Below are 21,735 nucleotides of genomic sequence, written 5' to 3'. Positions count from 1 at the left end.
TTATCTATATTTTTTAATTAGAATATTATTAAATATACATGTCAAATATGGCAAAATATACTTATCATGTACTAACTAATAGAAAGAATTTGCTTTATTGGTAAAAATTATTAAGAGATTTGCGGGCTCGAGTTTTGCAAGCTTGGGTTCAGGTGAGTGAATCGAGAAGAGCTGGAGTGACCTTTAGGAGGTGAATCTTCAGAAATTGCTAGATATGGTGGCGATAATAAAAGAGTCCAGATCGCCGTCAAGAATTGAGGTGATGTTTCCTACCTCATGTCCAGTACGAAGGTCTTTTATCATCTGATACGGGTGTAGTACGTATGATCTAATCTGGTAGCCCCAACCAATAGAATCTTCCACATTACGTGCAGCGTTGAGTTTCTCTTCTTTTTTACGAAGCTCTATCTCATATAGTCTGGACTTTAGCATTTGCATTGCCTCCGCCTTGTTCTGGTGCTGTGACCTGCTGCTCTGTGATTGTACAACTATTTTACTCGGCAAATGAGTAATTCTAACAGCGCTTTCAGTTTTATTTACATGCTGTCCACCTGCCCCGGAAGCTCTGTAAGTGTCGATCTTTAGATCTTTTTCATCTATATTGATGTTTATTTCACCCTCAATGCACGGCGAAACAAAAACTTTAGCAAAACTTGTGTGGCGCTTTGCATTCGCGTCAAATGGGGAAATTCTTACCAACCTATGTACTCCTGTTTCTGTTCTAGCCCAGCCGTAAGCATTCTTTCCCATTACCTTAAGCGTGCAGGATTTTATTCCAGTCTCCTCTCCTTCAACTTTATCTACAATCTGTACCTGAAATTTGTGGTAAATTTCTGCCCATCTCGTATACATTCTCAGTAACATCATTGCCCAATCATTACTCTCTGTTCCGCCTGCGCCGGATTGTATTTCCAGAAGGCAATCATTACCGTCTGCCTCGCCTGAAAAAAGGCACTCTATTTCTTTTTTTTGTATTTTTTCTTTGAGTGACAGAAGATCTCTTTCGAGATCTTTCATTGCTTCCTCTTCACCCCCTTTCGACGCGAGCTCAATCATTTCGATGAGATCATCAAGCTGAATTGAGAGTTCTTTGAATTCTTTCAGGCTTGTCTCTATTTGTGATTTCTCTTTTAGTAAGAGTTGCGCACTGGATTGATCTTCCCAGAGTGTGGGGGAATCAACCAGAGCTTGAATCTCTTCCAAGCGAGCGTGCTTCTTTTCGATGTCAAAGCTGCCTCCTGATTACCTCGACGGACTTCTTTAGATTATGCAGTACTACTTGTGTTTCAAAATCCATTGTCTTTTTTATCGTACGAAACGATTGTACTTCAGGTGTTTCTCAAGTCAAAGGGTGGTTTTGTTGTGTGTTGTTTTATCCGAAATACCTTATCCTAGGAGATGATACTTTACAGCAGTTACCTATTTTTGTTTCCTATATATGCTGTTAAGTCACGAGTTTTGCATTTAAAGAAAGAGCTTTTGCTCAAGAATATAGAAAATTCTCGTGTTATTCTGAGTGTACTCAGTGAGTTGTTGGAGAGAGGGTGATTTAATAGTTCTCCTTTCTTGGATAACATGAAAGAAAGAGAGGCAAGTTCAGTGTGATGATAAAGCTGGCAAATAGGTATAACTTTTCTCAGATCGAATGTGACTGTAAGACGAGATGGAAGGAGAAAGAGATATACAAGTTTTCTCCGCAATGTAAGGACATTTTCTCAATAGATACACCTCCACCTACCATTTCTGGCTCTCTACATATTGGGCATGTATTTAGCTATTGCCATACCGATTTTATAGCTCGATACCAGAGAATGCGTGGCAAAAATGTCTTTTACTCTTTGGGATTCGATAATAATGGTCTTCCAACGGAGAGACTTGTTGAAAAGTCCTGTAAAGTCAAAGCTTATAAGTCTGATAGAACGGAATTTATAGGTCTATGTGAGACCATCTCAGTAGAAAAGATTAAAGAATTCAAAGATCTTTTTGATAGCATAGGCTTAAGTATTGACTGGGATTTTAGTTATCAAACGAACAGTGAAGACTGTAAGCGTCTATCACAAGAGTCCTTTCTGTATCTATATGAGAAAGGCTTGCTCTATAGAAAGAAGATGCCAATACTTTGGGATGTAATGGATCAGACAGCAATTGCGCAAGCCGAAGTTGAGGAGAAAGAATTTAACTCCAAGATGAACTACATTCTTTTCCTATGTGAGGAGAATGGAGACGTTAGTATAGAATCCGATATTCAGGGTAAGTGCGAGGTTGCAATTAAAACTTCGGAGAAGACAAGTGGTAATGTTTCCGCTGTCGTTGGTAACCCTGATGACAATGCTTTAGAAGTCAATGAGGCGTGCAAAGGTGATTTCACCCGGGACAATTCTCATGAGCAGAGGTGGTCCAGTATGCTGTCATCCTGTACAAATTCGAGAAAACTTGAGGTTGGTACAACAAGACCAGAACTTCTTCCTGCATGTGTAGCGCTTCTCTATAATCCTTCTGACGAGCGCTATAAAAATCTCGAAGGCAAGTATGCTATTACTCCAATCTTCAACAAAAGAGTTCCTATTATCGCTGATCCAGACGTTATAGTTGAAAAGGGAACGGGTCTTGTAATGTGCTGCACTTTTGGTGACGAAATGGATATCAAGTGGTGGCAAAAATATGATCTTCCTTTAGTCGAGGTAATTGATAGATACGGTAGAATAGACCTACTTGATGGTAAAAAAGTTGAAGATGCGCGCGAGTATGTGTTGGAAAAGTTAGTGGAAGAAGGTCTTTTAACAAGACAGGAAGACATCACTCATCGTGTTAAGTGTGCAGAAAGATCGGGTGGAAAGTTGGAGATTATCTCGACATATCAGTGGTACATTGAAATCCTAAAGCACAAGGAAGAGCTGAAAAATAAGGTCCAAGAGATTGATTGGTTACCTGAGAAAATGCGAGTCAAAATAGAGCAGTGGATTGAGGGGCTCAAATGGGATTGGTGTATTTCCAGGCAAAGGTATCTTGGTGTGCGGGTTCCGGTTTATTACGAAAAAGAAACAGGCAGTATCCTGCTACCTGAATTCTCTGAATTACCTGTGGAGAGTGATGTAATTTTTAGGAATGGAAAAACGTATATACAGGATAAAGATGTCTTAGATACGTGGGCAACTAGCTCTCTTTCGCCGCAAATTAATTACTCGCTACTTATGAAGAGTATGCGTAACTCAAGAGGAGTAAACCAAATGGATACTGTTCCAGTAACAGAGGTGTGCTCAACATTACTGGACGAAAAACGGCCACAGTTTCAGCCGATGTCGCTTAGGCCGCAGGCACATGAAATAATACGTACTTGGGCCTTCTATACAATTCTCCGATCATTTTTAGAGTATCGAACAGTTCCATGGAGAAGAGTCATGGTCAGTGGTTGGTGCCTTGCAAGCGACAAAAGCAAAATGAGTAAGTCCAAGGGTAATGCGCTTGATCCAATAAAGCTGATCGCTGAACATGGTGCTGACGTTGTTCGGTACTGGAGTGCTAGTGCAGGACTCGGCTGTGATACATGTTTTAGTGAGAACGTCTTACTTATAGGTAAAAAGCTTGTTAATAAGATATGGAGCGCTGCTAGGTTTATCGAGCAGTTCCTTGTAAGTGTTCCAGAACTGTTCAAGGTAAGTTACGTAACTGATTTATGGATTCTTAGTAGGTTATCCGAGGTAGTAAAGGGTGTGGAACTCTCGCTTGAAAGCTGTGATTATTTCCACGCAAAAGCCCTAATAGAAAGGTTCTTCTTGCACGAGTACTGTGATAATTACTTGGAGCTTGTCAAATCTCGGGCATATAATGACGTCCTTGGGCGGGAAAGTGTTCTGCATGCCCTAAGTATATCTCTGGCAGTGATTTTAAAACTTTTTGCGCCTTTTCTCCCATATGTGACAGATGCAATATATTCGACACTCTTTCCAGGTGCTGTATCCTTACATAGCGGTTTTACTTGGCCTGATGAAATCTCTTTAGGTCGTAAGATAACTTTTGCTGGTAGTGATTTTATAAAAATTCTTGCAAAAGTCAGGGAATTTAAATCAGAACACTCCATTTCTATGAAGAAAGAGGTTAGCTTGGTCGAGATAAGAACAGCTGCAGTTGAGATGATGGAAGCAGAATACGACATTAAGGCAGCTACCAATAGCGCGCGTATTGCATGGATAATGGATGATGTGCCAAATGGATTGGAAGTGAAAATTTTTCTATAGTCTGCTTTGCTATCTTTTATACAGCTTGGGGAATAGTGTGTTTCACAGACAGCAGACCATTTTCTTTAAGTGCTATGATATTTATTAGGGTTACTGGTACAGTTTGTGGTTATGGTCACGCAGATTTTATGTATTAATCACAACCCAGATCATGTGCAGTAGATTTTCTATATCTTTTTGAGGCTGGGTTACAAGTTGATTCTTCTACGTAAGGTGCTCGAGTGATGTGTTATTAGCGGGTTCTATTAAGTACAGATGAGATCTTATATCAAGAATTTTATTAGGGAACAGGGGTCCATCTCATTCTCAACATTCATTGAGCTGAGCATGTACCATCCAACTAAAGGATACTATATGACAAGAAACCCAATAGGTAAAAATGGGGATTACATTACTGCGCCAGAGATCTCGTCTCTTTTTGGAAAGACGGTGGCAGTATGGCTACTTGAGCAGTGGGAAAAGCTCGGGAAACCACGTGAAATAGCAATCGTGGAATTGGGTCCTGGGAGTGGGATGATGATGTTTGATATTCTCAATACCATAAGAGGTATTAAATCTTTTTATGATGCAGTTACTGTTTACATGGTAGAGATAAGTCCGTTTCTCAGAAGTATACAGATGGAAAAATTATGTTCTCATATCTGTAAGATTCGTTGGTGTAGTAGTGTAGATGAGATCCCGAAAGGTGAAATAGTGGTTTTGGCAAACGAGTTCTTTGATGCACTTCCGATAGATCAATTTATTTTTTTAGGGGGAAATTTTTTTGAACGAAAAATAACTGAGGATTTTCAAATAGATGAAGAAGAAAGTCAAAAAGAATTTAGTGGTGAATTTAGTGATGGAGATATAATAGAGATAAGTTCCCTCGGGAGACAGATTGCCTCATCAATACTTGCTAGAATTGCAAAATATGGTGGAAGTGGTTTAGTAATCGATTACGGACATGCAACTTGTACGCGAAGGAACACAGTGCAAGCAGTAAAGGGACATAGATTTATTGATATTTTCGAAAACATAGGCGAATCAGACATAACCCATGAAGTTGATTTTTCTTCTTTATTTCCCAGCTTCAAACTGATAACACAAGGAGATTTTTTATCCATCTACGGTATATTTGAAATTGCAAGGAGGTCTTACATTAACGATACTGCTATAGTTGAGCAAACGCTTTCCAGGCTTGTAGACCAAGAAAAAATGGGCAGATTGTTTAAGTGTGCAATCATTTAAATTGAATCAATTAGTCTCATTTAAGCTGCGATTTGTTAGTCACAATTGCTCTGAAAGAATAGGTATAAGACTCGAACACAGAGTTCATCGCGAGTAAAAATAGGAAGCCTATCGTGAGCCAGAACAAAAGCAAACTGAGCTCCCAATATTTTAAGATTTTAGCAGGTTGTGCACCCTATTGAACTGTGTATTTAGTGCTTCTGTTCCAGAAAAGACTCTCTGAGTACATGTTTCAGTATATTGCCAACTCTTATATAATTCATCTCCTTTTCTGTTGTAACCATCAGGGTAATGGCTAAGCGTCGTGTTAGAGCTGTTTCGGTGGTAATTTTACATTCCATTTCGCACATTGGTGAAGGATTGCCTTCTAATTCTATATTGACGACTTCCTCGCCGGTGAGTGCTAAGCGACTGTATTCTTCAGGATCGGAATAAACAAGCGGAAGAACACCCATGCCAACCAGATTGCTTCTGTGGATACGTTCGAAACTTTCTGCTATCACTGCCTTGACGCCAAGCAAGTATGTGCCCTTTGCTGCCCAATCACGACTTGAACCGGTACCATATTCCTTGCCTGCGAAAATAACAAGACTAGTTCCAGAGGATTTGTAGCGCATCGCTGCTTCGTAGATGCTCACGATCTCTCCTTTGTTATTAGAATCGAAATGAAGAGTATATCCTCCCTCGATATTCTTGAGCATCTTGTTTTTGATCCTTGTGTTCGCAAAGGTGCCACGTATCATGATTTCGTGATTACCTCGTCGTGCACCATAAGAATTGAATTGCTGCGGAGTTACGCCTAATTTCTTTAAGTACTCCCCCGCGGGGGTTTTGACTGGAATCGTCCCAGCTGGAGAGATATGATCAGTTGTGATACTATCCCCAAAGACAGCAAGTATTCGTGCGGCCCTTACAGATATATCAAATGTTGCAGAGTGGTGGTCTGCTTTTTCATCGATTTGAGGAGGCATATCACGAAAGCTGATCTGGTCATCACTACCAAAAAATGGCGGCCTTTTAATGTAGGTACAGTTTTTATCCCATTTGTACGTGACTGAGCTGTTACACTCTAATTCTTGCCAGTTCCTGTCACCTAAGAAAACATCCTGATATTTTGATAAGAATATCTCCTTTCTGAGAAAGCGACGAACATAAGTATCAATTTCATCATCTGAAGGGGTGATATCTCTTAGATATATTTCCTTACCGGTTTTGTCGTGTCCAATAGGTTGAGATTCCAGGTTTACGTTTATGTTTCCGGCAATGCTATAGGCAACCACAAGCATCGGTGAAGCGAGGTAATTTGCTTTTACTTTTGGATGAATTCTTCCTTCAAAGTTACGGTTACCTGAAAGGACGGATACTACTATCAGGTCTTTTTTATCAATTTCTTCAGAGATTTCCTCTTTCAATTCACCTGAATTACCTATACAAGTTGTGCAACCAAAGCCCACTATATTAAAACCTAGCTGGTCGAGATACTCTTGTAGTCCAGACTGCTTTAAATATTCCGAGACAACTTGAGATCCGGGCGCAAGAGATGTCTTCACCCAGTTCTTTACCCTCAACCCCGATTGTACGGCTCTTTTTGCCAATAGACCCGCTGCAATCATTCCAGACGGGTTAGAAGTATTTGTACAACTCGTGATTGCTGCAATCACTATGGATCCATTCTCGAGCCTAGGCAAATCCGTATGCAGATTTGCCTCTTTGTCCACAGAAGTTTGCGGTACTTGAACATGGTTTTCATTAGGCGCAGGAGTTTTCACATTTTCTTCTTGAGGGATGCATATCTCATTAAAGCTCTCTGGTACTAAGTGGAGAGATATTTTGTCTTGGGGTCTTTTTGGTCCTGCAACGGTTGTACGAACCTCAGAGAGATCCAGATTAATCACGTCCACAAAATCTGTTACACGTGCGTAATCTGCCCACATAGTTTGACTTTTTGTGTAATCTTCCACTAGGTCAATTTGCTCTTGTGTTTTTCCTGTAAGGTCGAGGTAATCTAGTGTTTTTTGGTCCGGCGCGAAGAAATTGCATGTAGAACCGCATTCAGGTGCCATGTTTGCTATTGTTGCTCGGTCTGCGACAGAAAGGTTCCTTACACCTTCACCAAAGACTTCAACGAATTTTCCTACGACTTTATGCTTTCGAAGTAAGTGTGTAATGTGTAAAACCAGGTCAGTTGCAGTAAGACCAGCTTTTAATTTTCCTTCGAGTTTTAACCCAATTACCTCAGGAATTACCATCGAAATGGGTTCACCTAATACCACTGATTCGGCTTCTATTCCACCGACACCCCATCCAAGCACAGAGAGACCCCCGCTCATAGTAGTATGGCTGTCTGTACCCACAAGGGTATCTGGGTAAGCCAATATCTCCGTCTCTTTTAGTTCTGTACATACGACTTGTGCCAAGTACTCTAGATTGACTTGGTGACAAATTCCCGTTCCTGGAGGAACTACTCTAAAATTTTGAAAGGACTTTTGTGCCCACTTTAAGAGTTTGTACCGTTCTATGTTTTTTTGAAATTCAATTGTCTTATTTTCCGTAGCTGAGCTTGCTTTGCCGTAAGAATTAACCTGAATTGAGTGATCTATAATAAGATCCACCGGGATTTTTGGATTTACATCTCTTGGGTCTCCCTGTTTTTCAGAAACGGCATCACGTAATGCTGCTAAATCCACTACGGCAGGTACGCCGGTGAAATCCTGCATTAGCACACGAGAGGGATAGTAATCCACAGCGAGCCTTCCAATGTGCTTTTTGTAATCGCACAACGCCCTCACAATCGAATCCTTCTGTCCATTTCTCAGTGCATTCTCTATCAGGATTTTCATTACACAGGGAAGATTAGAGATACCCCCTTCAAGCTTTATATCGAAGTAGCTTATTCCAGACTTTAGTTTCTTCTTCATTTTCTGTGTATTTACGAGTCCAGACTAACGTGCAAAATCGGAGGAAAAGTATCGTGCAAAGGTAGTTTTATTCTCTGCATATATGGATAAAATGCAAGACGGATGTTGTTTTTGTCGTCTCTTACCATGTGTACTTCCTTTTTTTGTGCAAAAGTGTCAAATGCATCAACAGGTAATATGGTAAATTATTGAATGACAGCCACTGAGTGTGCTGATTGAATGAAGTGCTTGTGTTGCTTTTTAGGTTAGCTTTGATTTGTGCTAACGGGTTTATAGTCAAAACGGCTAGATTTCAAGCATGCTTCTAATGTTCCGAATGGAGTGATACTTCTCTATGATGTGAGTATGTTGATGAAGCAATGTAAATATTCATGTTAGCACTTTTCCATATTGTCATCTTAGTCGGTATTAATAATGCGTTTTGAAGATTCATGGGCTGAAGAATACATCATTTCCAAGTTACCGGTGGAATGTCAGTTGATGAAAAAAATTAGGGAGGAAACTTTTTCTGATGAGAGGCGGTTTGTTCAAATTGGGCGAATAGAAGGAGCAATTCTAGCACTTCTCATAAGAATGAATCGGGTAAAGACTGTTGTTGAGGTCGGCACATTAGGCGGTTATTCAGCGATTTGCATTGCAAAGGCAGTTGGAAATGACGGTAAAGTATACACAATTGAAAAGAATCCCGAATACGCGCAAATCGCGTTACAAAATTTTTCCACTTTTCCACAGATAGAGCTTTTCACAGGTGATGCAAAGGTGAAGCTTTTAGAACTTAGCTCTTCTGGTCCTTTTGATATGCTGTTTATTGATGCGGAAAAGTCGGGGTATCCAACTTATCTTGAATGGGGAGAGACAAATGTAAGAGTTGGCGGACTTATTATAGCTGATAATACACTTAGCTTTGGAAAAAATAATCCCTCTAGCAATAGTAGAGCTTGGCAATTTATGGAGCGGTTCAACACAATGATTAGTGATCCAGATAAGTACGACTCTGTTATTCTACCAACCGCGAACGGTCTCACTGTTGCTATAAAGAAGTAAGTTGGCGGAGTTGAAAGAGGAGATATGTTTATATCCTTTCCAACTGAAGTGCGTCTTGTTGTTTATATACCTTATTACTGTAATGGGTGTCTCATTTTCTGATTTTTATTTTTGAGTGGAGAAAGAAGTCTCTCAGAAATAGGAGTTGTTACCTGCACTGTTTTCAGCAATAGAAGCCTAGTTATTTATTCTTTTTCATTTTAAGAAGGTTAGCTTTTTCATTCGGCGAAGTAATGCCTATTAACGCATAATTAGCAATACTCTATTTTAAATCTTGATAACTGTCACATACAGCATGTAGCTAATCGTAGGCAGAATATTTTGTTTTTATTACTTGAGAAGTAAGTGTGTTATGCATAATGGAGCAGTTGTTGAGATAGGGTTGAAAGGTTCCAACTCTCTGGTTGATTATCAGCCTTTTTACGAAGGTGTTATAACTGGAATTCGTAATCTCTTAGTTTTTGACAAAACTAATCCCGCGTATTTGGTAAACAAGCTCTGGCGGACTGGTCCAGAATCTATAGAACCTTATAGCGCAGCGATAAAAGAAAGGGTTGCGGTGCACGGGAACGTGTACAAAGGCGTTATGAGAAGGACGTCTTATGAGGCTAAAAAAATTGGGGATGCAAACAGGTTAATGTGCGATCTCTGTATTGTAGATGAGCAAAGCAGAGACCTTTTTCTTGGGCTTTTTGAATATGCACTTTGTGAATTTGTCTCAGACTGCGAAAAGCGCAATTTACCACTAGGACCAAGCAGCATAGTAGCAGTGGTAGAGGGGTTTAAACAGTTTTTCGATAAGCGTCCCATCTACATGAGTATAAATGTGATAATGGGTGCGGATGCAGTAAAGGTCGGTGCACCGAAAGAAGGATACTCTGAAAGCGATTCAAGTGGTTCCTGTATGCGCTTTCATTCCGTTTTCTTTCGCTTCAAAAGAGAAATTCCACAGAAGAGAGAGATTAACACAACAATGTTGCTCTTGTTCTTGTCATCTTTAATAGACTTCTTTTCTGTTCTGGTTGTAACTAAGGGGAGCATTTTTAAGCGTGGAGGTGCGAAAGTATCTTACGAAGGTTTGCGTCTCACAGAATGTGATGCTCCAACTGGTAGCGCCTATGCAAGCGAATATAAGAAGGCAAAAATGTTGTATATTGCCAATGAATTTTTGGCTAGTGATGCAGGAGTAAGGTGGGATGTTGACCTTAGTGATGTTGAGTTTGTTGCCGAGGAAGAACTTGCTTATCTTCCTAAACGTACCGTGGGTTCGAGTATAACTGAATGGAAAAAATATCACACAACATCGAGTGCAGATGACTCTTGTCATGAGAGAAAAGGGTCTGGTGCAGGAGAAGTTTCTTCAGATGTGTGTGAAACTCGAGCGTCAACTTCTTCGTCGGAGAGGGTTATATGTGCGGAAGTTGGTTCGCGTGCGGGAACATTGACTGATGTAATTGTTTGTGCGGGGAATACTGGTGCTTGTCTCGCAGGAAAGAATTCAACTTCTTCGGGAGCTCATTCTGTAATTCGCGAGTCTGCTTCACTTGTCTCTGCTAACTCTTCTTTAGAATTTGTTCCGAGTCTATTGAAGGAGTCTGCAGCTGTTGAGTCTGGTGCAAACGTTGCTGCTTCTATGTAGCATGCTTGGGTTTCTGAATGACAGGTTAAATTAGGTTTTTGTTTGGGGCACCTTTTTTGTTGGTTGCCCCATGCGAGGGGTTTTGTTTTCACAGTAGTTTTATTAGACTGCACAGGTATCGGTTCATTTTTGTTTCGGATGAGGGGAAACTGTTTTTCTGAATGACACTTGCTGAATTGTTTGGGGTGATTTATTTCTTTATCTGAAGCACCACGTTGTTTCTGAGTTTTTGTTATTTTCATTCATAAAAAGTCCCTTAGAGATGAATGTCCTCATAGTAGAATCACCCACTAAAGGTAAGGCCATTGCCCAATATTTAGGTAAAGACTTTAGGGTACTGTCGTCCTTTGGTCACGTGCGAGCTCTTCCCAATAAAAAGGGATCTGTAAATGTAACGGACTCATTCGAGATGGTCTATAAGCTTACCGATACCGGTGAAACGGTGGTGCCTCAGTTAATTAAGGATGTAAAAAACGCGACAGCACTCTACCTTGCCACGGACCCTGATAGAGAGGGGGAAGCAATTTCCTGGCATCTTGTCGAAGTGTTCAGAGAGAACAATGTGCTTCCTAAAGATGTACATAGAGTTGTGTTCCACGAAATTACGAAAACCGCTGTGCAAAATGCTATCGCCTCTCCGAGGAAAATAGATGAAAATCTTGTTCGTGCGCAAAGGCTAAGGCAGGCACTTGACTATCTTGTTGGGTTTAGTATTTCTCCGGTTTTGTGGAAAAAAGTACCTGGAAGTAAATCTGCCGGTAGAGTTCAATCTGTTGCCCTCAGGATCTTATGCGATAGAGAAAATGAGATAGGCCTGTTTACGCCAGAGGAATATTGGACGGTGATTGTCAATATGATCGATGGTGAAAATCTTGTCATTCCTGCCCAACTTTCACACATAAATGGTGAAAAACTCGAGAGAATGTCCATAAGAGTGGTGGAGGAAGCTGAAAAGATTGTTGAGGAAATTATGGGAATTCCATTCCTTGTTGAAGAAATCAAGAAGAAGGAATTCAAGCAGAAGCCTAGTCCACCGTTTATTACATCCACTATGCAACAAACGGCTTCAACTGTGCTTGGGTTTAGTGTAAAGAAAACGATGAGTCTAGCACAAAAGCTGTATGAGGGTATCGAGATAGGTGGTGCAATTGAAGGGCTCATCACCTATATGAGGACAGATTCTACTCATCTTTCTGTTGAAAGTGTTGATGCAATAAGAGAATTTATTCAGAAAAATTTTGGGCAAGAGTATTTGCCTGAGTCTCCTGTTTTATTCAAGAAAAAAGTGAAAAACGCTCAGGAAGCGCATGAAGCTATTCGGCCGACAAGTATCTTTCGTACGCCCGAAGAAATTGAGTCTTATCTCACACCAGATCAATACAAGCTTTACAGGCTCATATGGGAGAGAACACTTGGCTGTCAAATGAGTGACGCCATTATGAGTAGTCAGAGCATTACATTTGTTTCTCAAAACGAGAAGTTTAGAACTTCTGCGTCGGCATCGCTGCTTGTTTTTGATGGTTTTAATGCTGCGTTTTCACATGGAAAGAACAAAAATAAAAATCAGGATGTTATAGATTTCATGAACCAGCAGACAAAAGGTGCTCAGGTAAAGGTAGGTGATGTGTTGCCTATGCAGAATTTTACCGAGCCGCCGCATCGCTACTCAGAAGCAGGGTTGGTAAAACATCTCGAGGAGCTTGGTATAGGGCGTCCTTCAACTTACGCTACCGTAGTTTCTGTTTTACAGGAGAGAGGATATGCTTCTATTGTCAACAAGTCGTTTATTCCAGAGAACAGGGGAAGGTTAGTTTCTGAGTTTTTGGTGCATTTCTTCAGCAAATATGTTGAGTACCATTTTACTGCTGAACTAGAAGATAGACTGGACAAAGTCGCAGATGGAACAGTTTTTTGGCTAGATGTAATTCGGGATTTCTGGGATAGCTTTCATTCTAATGTGGAAGAGGTGGAAAAAATTCCGATTACTGAGGTTTTGGCATTTGTAAACGGTGCCCTTGCAAAACAAAAGCTTGTATCAGCAGAAGTGAAGGTGGGTGATAAGTGTCCAAAATGTGAAAAAGGGTACATGCATTTGAATGTAAGTCGTTATGGAGTTTTCCTTGGTTGCACAGATTATCCGGTTTGTAGATTTATAGTGAACAGTTATAGCAATGATGATGCCGAATATCCTAAGCAAATTGCTCAGGATATCAGTCTGCATAAAGGTCCTTACGGTATCTATCTTAAATACAAGGGCAAAAATAGTAGCATACCAAAAGATGTTGACCCCGTTTCTATAGACGAAGAATTTGCTCATAAAATTGCTTCTTTACCAAAAATGCTTGGTAAACACCCGGCAGATGGTAAAGAAATCAAAATGGGGCTTGGCCCGTATGGTCTATATCTTTTTTGGAATGCAAAGTATTACAACTTGCAGTTTTCCCAAATGGATGAAATGACACTAGATAAAGCCGTCCATTTCATAGAGAGTTATGTTATTCATGACAAGAGTTTACTCCGCGTGCTTGGATCCTATGAAGGTGAAGAGATACAGATTCGTGATGGGAGGTACGGTCCGTATATTAAGTGTGGTAGGATGAATGTTCCAGTACCGAAGGGAGAAAGTCCGGAGTCGTTATCTCTTGAAGCGGCAATCATTCTAATTGAGAAAAAGAAGAGTACCTCTAAATCTACGAAGAAAGTAACAACAAAAAGAAAGGCCTCCGCAAAAGGGAAGAAATAGCGTTTTTTACATGCATTTCAAGATTAACGACAAGATGAATGCAGCAATTTTTAGAGTGTAGAGAAGTTTAGTTTTTTCTTGTTTCCTCGGAAGTATATTTTTAGCTTACGCGCGCTCTTTATGCCTGTTTAATAATTTATGTGCTGTGACTTCTGATAGCTGTGATGACGTGTGTCGTAAATGGAGCGTTAGATTTGTATCGCTTGGTGTTTATCCAAAGAATATTTCGTATTTCTCATAAGTTTAATCATGTTGCTCATCTCTTCAATGGGTGAGAGTCAATTTGCCCAATTTCTGGATTTCGGGTAACCTTCCTGGAGTGTGTTTGCGATGAGTAATTAAGATGCTGCATTCATATATTTTAGAGTTTTTATCTGTAGCACAGAGAACTGCGATTTCTTCATATGACATGGCTGGTCTGGGTGATAGTAAAGAGGCAGATCGTGTCGCTGTAGAGGTGATGCGGAATTCTCTGAATGAGGTCAATGCAACTATTAATGTTATGGTAGGCGAAGGCGAAAGAGATTGTGCGCCAATGTTACATATAGGAGAAGTGCTAGGTAAGGGAGGACCACTCTTAGAGCTAGCTGTAGATCCATTAGAGGGAACCGATGTTTGTGCATCTTTTATGGATGGTTCGCTTGTTGTGCTTGGTTTTGGTAAGCCCGGAAGCATCATTTCTACTCCGGATGTTTATATGGAAAAGATATACACGCCTTATGACTGTGATATAAGTTTTGGCAATACGGTTGCTGAAAATTTGAAGAAAATTGCTTCTGCTAAGGGAGTTAAAGGACCCGAAGAGCTTATTGTTGTAATCCTCAAGCGAGAACGTAATCAGAAGCTTATTACCGAAGTTAGGGATGTTGGTGCAAGGGTTCAACTTGTGACCGATGGAGATATTTCAGCTATTGTCTCAATGGTTATCGGGAATGCTGGAGATGCATACATGGGCAGTGGTGGTGCTCCAGAAGGTGTCTTGTCAGCTATGGCTGTACGTAATCTTGGAGGACGAATGGTGGGTAGACTGCTCTTTAAGAGTGGTGAGCAGAGGGAGCGTGCACAAAAACTTGGGATTACAGATTTTGAGAGGTCTTATTCACATGACGAGCTCATAAGGGAGGATGCGATACTTATTCTAACTGGCGTCACAGAAGGGAAATTGTTGGGTGGTGTCAAGAAAGGTAGTCTTAAACATCCAGCTTATTGTGAGTCGCTAGTTATATTGCCCGGGTCGTTTAGTAAAGTGTGTTCTACTATTCATGTCTGCAAGTAGAATGGGGAACTCTGGTTGTCGTTCACCTGCAGGTGTACTTCTGCATAAGGCATACGGTCTACTGTGAAACTATTACACGGATAGGTTCTTTGCTAATTTTCTTCATCAGATTGGCCGTCTCGGGCGTTTTCTATTATTGGGTCATTTGAGTATATGACCGTATTGGCACATTCACTTTTACAAAATGGCAAGCTTGGCAGAATTTTTGCTAGGGCTTGACTACTTTTAAGAGTATGCCCTATGCCTTTTCCAATACTGCAGTCTGCGCGACCACTTCGAACAGTCGTGACTTGCGCGGCCCCACCTCCTTCCGTGGAAGGAATACTTTCTTGAATCTCTTCCTTTGCTTCATCGCTTTTGCTGCAATGAGAGGGGTCACATGGATTGATAGCAAAATCATTTCGTTGAGATGCGTTCTCCTCTGCAGCAAGTGTGTTGTTCCGATGCATACAGCTACAAGAAGGGATACAGTCACAAAAACCAACGACAGAATCGTCTTGTTGTTGAGCCACATTCTCTGTTTTTGCGTTCAGCGTGGAGTCAGTCTGTGGAGTTGAATTTTCGTGCTGAATACCCTTGGCTGTTTTGCTTTTTTCATCATCCATGCTTTCTGAGTGAGGAAATCCGGTTGGACTCGAATTCTCTGTTTTTGCGTTCAGCGTGGAGTCAGTCTGTGGAGTTGAATTTTCGTGCTGAATACCTTTGGCTGTTTTGCTTTTTTCATCATCCATGCTTTCTGAGTGAGGAAATCCGGTTGGACTCGAATTCTCTGTTTTTGCGTTCAGCGTGGAGTCAGTCTGTGGAGTTGAATTTTCGTGCTGAATACCCTTGGCTGTTTTGCTTTTTTCATCATCCATGCTTTCTGAGTGAGGAAATCCGGTTGGACTCGAATTCTCTGTTTTTGCGTTCAGCGTGGAGTCAGTCTGTGGAGTTGAATTTTCGTGCTGAATACCCTTGGCTGTTTTGCTTTTTTCATCATCCATGCTTTCTGAGTGAGGAAATCCGGTTGGACTCGAATTCTCTGTTTTTGCGTTCAGCGTGGAGTCAGTCTGTGGAGTTGAATTTTCGTGCTGAATACCTTTGGCTGTTTTGCTTTTTTCATCATCCATGCTTTCTGAGTGAGGAAATCCGGTTGGACTCGAATTCTCTGTTTTTGCGTTCAGCGTGGATGTATGACTGGAAAGCGAATCTTTTGCACCTGTTATCGCATCCGGCTTGAGAGTATTTTGCTGGGATGCTCTTTCTCCGTAACTCTCTTGATTTGTTATGATTTCGTGGTCGAGTTTATCATGATCAAGTTTCCCTTTTACACGGTCGTCACCACGATTGTTTGGATCTAAGTTTTCCTCCTTGTTGGTGACTGTCTGCTCTTCCTGGAGAGCATCTGCACTACTTTCTTCTCTCTTACTTTCATTTACTTCAGGTGGCTCAACAACTGAAGCTTTCGGAGGCTCTCCAATGTTTCTAGCATTTTGCTCGCTTTTTGGATCAGTGTTTTCAAAAGCTACGCCGTTTTCCTGGGTGCTATCTTGGATTAAATCGTCGGTTTCTGTTTCTTTAGTGGTATCTGCTATTTCTGGAATACTCTGATTGTTCTTTGCTTTACTGGATCTGGCTTGAGGAGTGGTGCTTCGGAAGGTGCTTTTAGCGCGCTTACTAGCACGCTTTTTGGCACGACCATCGGGTTGTTTGGGAAGCGACTTTTTTGTTACGTTTACGACTGCATCAAACGACTCCTTTGCCTGTTTGAAAGTGTCCACGACATTGCTTTTCAAGGTATCCAAATTATCGGTAAGGAACTCTTCAAATTCTGTTTTTCCCGGAGGGATTTTTTCGACTTCCCAGCCTGCATCAACGGGGTCGAACTCTTCTAATTCTTCAACACTGTCCAACTCGAATATGCTTGCACTCTCTCCCACATTTTTCTGATCTTTTGCGACGCCCACATATCTCATGTAAGCTGATACAAAGTCAGGATCGCCTTCAAAATCGATTCCTTGAGGGTTCTGGAGCGGATAAGATGCAAAGTCCCTTCTTTTTTTTCCGCAGGACGGCAAACAGAGAAGTAGTATGATGGAGAGTACAACAAAACGGATCCGCAACATTTATCCTATAACTTCGCAAACTAAAAGTCCGCTGCTTGGAATATGGCAGCAGAGATTGCTAAGATATCACGATATTTGTTTTATTTCTATGAACCTTGCGTAACGCGAAGTATAAGCTGAAAGAAGTTGAATTAAGTAGGTATACTCGGCTCAGAGTTGGAGGTAAGGGCAAGTTACTTTGTGCGACCAATACAAATGAACTTGTGCATTTTATTAAGAATCACGATTTTCACGTTATAGGTGCTGGGTCCAATATTCTTGCAGGCCAGGTACTAGATAAACCTATTCTGAAACTGGGGAGAGGTTTCGAGTACATATCATACGCAGATGGGAAAGTAAAAGTCGGAGCAGCAGTGCTGAAATCGACTCTGGCGAGATTTGCGCTTGATAATGAGATTGGTACTTTTGAGTTTTTTGCGGTTATGCACGGTACTATCGGAAGTGCCATTGCAATGAATGCAAGTGCTTATAATCGAAGGAGCGCAGACCTTTTAGTGGCTGCAACTTTTATTTGTGAGAACGGAGAGATACTCACACTTTCTCGCGAGGAAATAGGTTTTGAAAATGGAGGTAATTCACTGCCAAAGAATTACATCTGTGTTGAAGCAGTTTTTGATGCTAGCTGCAGGATGGAGAAGGAGAAGATAAAATTGCTGACGCTCGAGATGTTAAGAAAAAGCCAGGATTTCCAACCTGCATTTTCTGAGGCAGCTTGTGCGGTTTTTCAGGATCTACCGGAACAAAAGGCCTGTGAGCTTGTTGCCAAGGCTGGATATGTAGGGTTTTCTGTAGGGTGTGCAAGAATTTCCGAAAAGTACAACAACTTCATCATAAATGGGGGGTGCAAAACAGCTGATCCACTTATAGAACTTTGTTACGTTGTAAGAAATGGGGTGAAGAATAGATTGGGAGTTACCTTGGATTTTTCGGTGGTTTTCATATGAGATTTTACTCATGAACAGATAATAAGCGCGTATAACGAAAAAGTTCATCTACGTGATTCCGTTTCACATAGCGATGAATGTAAGATGTGCTCAGTGTACGTTGTTTTAGACGTTTTGTTTAATGTGCAAAAATGTGCGCTTCAGCTCAGTGATGAGTATGCAGTACGTGTGAGTACCGGAAGATTCGTTTAATGTACGGAATCATCGATTTGACCAAATTTCATAAGTGCTGAAAAGTAAGTAGGTTGCCTTGGTTTTACCATCTATTCATAGAAACGTACAGAAATGTGAAAGTTAGTTGCTCAGCCTTTTGTGATTTTACTGGTTTTCTGTCTTTGTGAAAGTGAGGCTGAGTGTCGCTTTGAGCACCTTCATGAACAATCTAGCAATGGAAAAGGAGAAAAAGTTTATTCCTTTGGTGTTTAAAAAATCCACGGAGCTGCTATGATTCTATAGGCCTACTGCTTATTTTTGTATCGTCAAGTGTCGGATCTGAAAAGCCTTTTACTCCGAATTAACAGTGTAAATTCTACGAAAAAGATTACCAGAGTGATGCAAATGATTGCCACTTCGAAGCTAAAGCAGGCAAGAACTTCGCTGGTAGCTGCGCGCCGTTATAGGGACGAGGTACTGCGGTCTTTGGAGATATTTGGCAAATTTCGTGAAGAAGTATCTTCTTCGGATGTCCCAGCCCAAGGAGATGTGTTGGTTGCTTTCTCCGCGGACAGAGGGTTATGTGGGGGCTATAATTCTTCGTTGATTAGGCATTTACGTAGTCTTGCTGATGAATTTAAGGATAGCGGCGCTACGTTTTATTTTATCGGAAAGAAAATTTCTTTTTTTGCTGAGCAGTTTCCATCTGCCCGAACAAATACTTCAGGCAGCGAGGGGGTGGATTTCTATTTTTTCAATAAGCTGGTTACCAGCTTAGGTAGTAAGGCTGTTTTTCGTTGTCTCTATACTAAGTGTGAGAGTGCGATGAATATGCATTCTGTGTTACTTAGGATACCTGCTGCTAGTGATTTTCTCTTTCATGATGTGTGTACTTCACATCTTGAGCCAGAACATAAGAAGTTATTTACCTATCTTTACGTCCAGTATGTGTGTGCACAACTTTATGTCTGCCTGAGGGAAGCAAAGGTAAGTGAGAATATGAGTAGAATGCTTGCAATGGATGGTGCAACTAAGAATGCCCAGGAAGTAGGCGATAAACTTAGACGTCGCTATAACAGCGCAAGACAAGAGAAGATTACAAAGGAATTAATAGAGGTTGTCAGTGGTGCAGAAGTTATCTGAAGGCGATGTTAAAGATTTTTTCGATCTCGGGGTAGGTGAGACTGATCACCTAGGACTGCGCGGCGCGTCACACTTGTTTCTTAAGATACTTGCAAACTATTTTTCTGGTTACGCGTGCAGTGACTTCTCTTCTCTTATTATGAGAATGGAGAATCCTGATGGAGGTGAATCTTTGCTGGTGCTAAAAAGGATTCCCTTTCTTTCTTTGTGTGAACACCATGTTTTACCTATTTCTGGATATATTTCCATCGGATATATCCCGGATAAGACCATCACAACTCTTGGGAGTCTCGGAAGATTGGTAAGTGCTTGTACCAAAAGATTACAGTTACAAGAGAGGATTTGTGCTCAAATTGCACTTGCAATTGAGGAATCTCTGTCCCCAAAAGGAGTAATAGTGTATGCTTCGGCCAGGCATGCCTGTGTGGCTCATAGTACATCAATTTTTGAGTCCGTAGCAAAAAGAGGCGCTTTCGCTGCTAACACCAAAGGAGAAGTTCAAGAATTTTTTTCTATCTTAAAATAGACTCTCAAGCCTATTAATTGGAAATTTTTAAGGATGATACTTTCTGAATTGCGTTGCGTCACACTCTAAATTAAGTGGTGCATCTTTTGATAGGGTTGCAGAGGTATTTTAAGGTAATTTGTCATCTGTGGCATTACACTTTTCCTTCTTCCTACTCATGAATGGATTTTCATATTCTTTAGTGCTTTGTCTATCCATACTTTTCATCTAGGAGTCATCATCTCATCGATTTTGAGTATCAGATTGCGGTTTTTCGTTTATTGGATCTCGGATTTATGTAAGTTGATTAAAGTCGTTCTTCTACATTTTTTTGCGCAACTCTGACAGCGGTTTTGTCCCTTTGTTTAAACTTTTTGCGTCGATTTTCAAGAGGTTGCGGAAACGTTCCCTTTCCTGTGGAGTTTTTAACGGAATGACTGTAACTAGATCATCAGCTAGTACGCTTTCATCGTTTAACAGTGCAAGCGGTTTATATTCCTCTACAATGATAATGATCGTATTGGGTAATTTTCTTATTACATATGCTTTGGCAGTCCATTTTTCTTGAAGAACTTTACTTCTTATTTCAGTAAGTGGAACTGAGAGTATATTCCTACCTTCATATGGTTCAACAAATGAGAATATCTGTTGTTTATCCACATAATTACAACCTCTAGTCTCCACTTTACTAACTGTGTATCCGTTCTCTATCAGCAGAGTATCAAAGAAGTACTTTAATCTATAGGTAAGGTTTATTCCTCCGAATATAACGATCAAGGAAAAAAGCAAACAAGATAGCAAAATAAAGGATTTTCTAATTCTTTTACTCATAGTACTTTGAGTACCGGAACCAATCCTGGCAGGCGTATAAAATGAACAGGGTTAGTAATGCTCATTCAACAAAATCAAAAAAGAATCTCTTCAGCACACTTCTTTAGAGGAAGTGTATAGACAATATCTTGCTTTTGTATAGCCACCTGATTTTCGTTCCTTTGATATCTCGATCCTCATGACTGTAAGTGCATTTCTACGAGACAGATCATAGTACTACTTTACTCAGATTTTTCGTATTTTATCGATCACTACAAGATTGTGTCTTCTTTAGTCAGAGAAATATTCGTTTCTTTGTTGCTCAAAAGGTCGTGACATGTTAGAAGTAACTGGTGATTTTATACGACCATGACAACTACGATAAGAAGAAAGTTCAGGGTAAGCAGGCAGATGAAAGCAAGTCTCTGGGGGTCGCAGAAGGATCCAGTTCATAAAAGGAATTATGGTCCGGGACAACATGGAAGAGCTCCAGTAAAAAAGATTTCGGATTTTTATAAGCAGAACGCTGCCCAGCGTGCTTTTAGAACTTACTATGTTATTGGAAAAAAGCAGTTCGCGAACGTGTTCGGTAAGGCTTATAGGGGTAAGGGCAATACGAATGATAATTTAATTTCTCTTCTTGAGAGCCGTGTTAGCTCAGTTTTATACAGGTCCGGTATGGTTCCGACGATTTTTGCTGCCAGGCAGTTGGTGTCGCATAAGCACGTTACCGTGAATGGGGAAATAGTAAACATTTGCAGCTTCACGTTGAAGGAGGGAGATGTTGTCCAGATAAGGGATAGGGCTAGCAATATTCCTTGTGTTGTTGCTGCGCTTGCTTCAAATTCCGAAACTCCACACTATTTGGAAGTGAATAGAGAAAAGAGATCTGTTAAATTGCTGGTTTTGCCGAAGTTTGAGGATGTCCCATATCCTGTTGTAATGGAGCCGAACTTGGTAACCGAATATTTTTCCAGTAAGATGTAAGATTCT

14 protein-coding genes are annotated in these 21,735 nt (G+C 40.7%); 10 read left to right on the top strand and 4 right to left on the bottom strand.

Annotation, left to right across the window (positions count from 1 at the left end; genetic code table 11):
* Positions 1-198 precede the first annotated feature (198 nt).
* Positions 199-1,297, bottom strand: a protein-coding gene (gene prfB, locus GP480_RS02440; protein WP_160095561.1) for a peptide chain release factor 2 whose coding sequence is annotated in 2 segments (ribosomal slippage) — positions 199-1,227 and positions 1,229-1,297 — 1,098 coding nt in all. Because the reading frame shifts where the segments join, the coding sequence is not laid out codon by codon here.
* 307 nt (positions 1,298-1,604) lie between these two features.
* On the opposite strand from prfB, the gene GP480_RS02435 reads away from it, so the two are divergent.
* Together GP480_RS02435 and GP480_RS02430 are read left to right on the top strand one after the other, a co-directional pair.
* The gene (locus GP480_RS02435; protein WP_160095559.1) at positions 1,605-4,235 is read left to right on the top strand and encodes a valine--tRNA ligase; all 2,631 of its coding nucleotides are present in this window, start codon (positions 1,605-1,607) and stop codon (positions 4,233-4,235) included.
* A gap of 255 nt (positions 4,236-4,490) precedes the next feature.
* Positions 4,491-5,462, top strand: a complete 972-nt coding sequence (locus GP480_RS02430) for a class I SAM-dependent methyltransferase (protein ID WP_160095557.1) — start codon at positions 4,491-4,493, stop codon at positions 5,460-5,462.
* Positions 5,463-5,653: 191 nt separating this feature from the next.
* Here GP480_RS02430 and acnA read toward each other — a convergent pair whose 3' ends face one another.
* Positions 5,654-8,380: an aconitate hydratase AcnA gene (gene acnA / locus GP480_RS02425; protein ID WP_160095555.1), complete on the bottom strand. Its 2,727-nt coding sequence runs from the start codon at positions 8,378-8,380 to the stop codon at positions 5,654-5,656.
* A gap of 414 nt (positions 8,381-8,794) precedes the next feature.
* Here acnA and GP480_RS02420 point away from each other — a divergent pair, with 414 nt between their 5' ends.
* The 4 genes from GP480_RS02420 to GP480_RS02405 all read left to right on the top strand — a co-directional run bounded on the left by GP480_RS02420 (position 8,795) and on the right by GP480_RS02405 (position 15,082).
* Positions 8,795-9,424 (top strand): O-methyltransferase, encoded by a 630-nt coding sequence (locus tag GP480_RS02420; protein WP_160095553.1) that lies wholly within the window; start codon positions 8,795-8,797, stop codon positions 9,422-9,424.
* A gap of 352 nt (positions 9,425-9,776) precedes the next feature.
* Positions 9,777-11,063: a hypothetical protein gene (locus GP480_RS02415; RefSeq protein ID WP_160095551.1), complete on the top strand. Its 1,287-nt coding sequence runs from the start codon at positions 9,777-9,779 to the stop codon at positions 11,061-11,063.
* Positions 11,064-11,325: 262 nt separating this feature from the next.
* The gene (gene topA / locus GP480_RS02410) at positions 11,326-13,806 is read left to right on the top strand and encodes a type I DNA topoisomerase (RefSeq protein ID WP_160095549.1); all 2,481 of its coding nucleotides are present in this window, start codon (positions 11,326-11,328) and stop codon (positions 13,804-13,806) included.
* Positions 13,807-14,149: 343 nt separating this feature from the next.
* A complete protein-coding gene (locus GP480_RS02405; RefSeq protein WP_160095547.1) occupies positions 14,150-15,082 on the top strand; it encodes a fructose-bisphosphatase class II family protein in 933 nt (310 codons plus the stop codon).
* Between the two features lie 92 nt (positions 15,083-15,174).
* Here GP480_RS02405 and GP480_RS02400 read toward each other — a convergent pair whose 3' ends face one another.
* Entirely contained in the window at positions 15,175-17,187 is a 2,013-nt protein-coding gene (locus GP480_RS02400) for a hypothetical protein (protein WP_160095545.1), read from the bottom strand.
* A 95-nt stretch (positions 17,188-17,282) separates the two neighbouring features.
* Here GP480_RS02400 and GP480_RS02395 point away from each other — a divergent pair, with 95 nt between their 5' ends.
* From GP480_RS02395 to GP480_RS02385, 3 genes are all read left to right on the top strand, one after another.
* The gene (locus GP480_RS02395; RefSeq protein WP_160095543.1) at positions 17,283-18,131 is read left to right on the top strand and encodes an FAD-binding protein; all 849 of its coding nucleotides are present in this window, start codon (positions 17,283-17,285) and stop codon (positions 18,129-18,131) included.
* Between the two features lie 552 nt (positions 18,132-18,683).
* Positions 18,684-19,427, top strand: a complete 744-nt coding sequence (locus tag GP480_RS02390) for a F0F1 ATP synthase subunit gamma (RefSeq protein ID WP_237111303.1) — start codon at positions 18,684-18,686, stop codon at positions 19,425-19,427.
* On the top strand, positions 19,408-19,953 hold the full coding sequence (locus GP480_RS02385) for a GTP cyclohydrolase I (protein ID WP_237111302.1): 546 nt from the start codon (positions 19,408-19,410) through the stop codon (positions 19,951-19,953). Before GP480_RS02390 ends, GP480_RS02385 begins: the two co-directional genes overlap by 20 nt.
* Positions 19,954-20,253: 300 nt before the next feature.
* On the opposite strand, the gene GP480_RS02380 is transcribed toward GP480_RS02385, so the two are convergent.
* Complete coding sequence (locus GP480_RS02380; RefSeq protein ID WP_160095539.1) at positions 20,254-20,763, bottom strand: cell division protein FtsQ/DivIB; 510 nt, start codon at positions 20,761-20,763, stop codon at positions 20,254-20,256.
* 348 nt (positions 20,764-21,111) lie between these two features.
* On the opposite strand from GP480_RS02380, the gene rpsD reads away from it, so the two are divergent.
* Positions 21,112-21,729, top strand: coding sequence for a 30S ribosomal protein S4 (rpsD, locus tag GP480_RS02375; protein WP_067979593.1), 618 nt, complete (start codon positions 21,112-21,114; stop codon positions 21,727-21,729).
* The last annotated feature ends 6 nt before the right edge of the window (positions 21,730-21,735 follow it).

This window comes from Neorickettsia findlayensis (assembly GCF_009856525.1).
Classification (GTDB): domain Bacteria; phylum Pseudomonadota; class Alphaproteobacteria; order Rickettsiales; family Anaplasmataceae; genus Neorickettsia; species Neorickettsia findlayensis.
The sequence above is the reverse complement of the archived record's forward strand: the minus strand, read 5'-3'. Positions and strand labels throughout refer to the sequence as shown.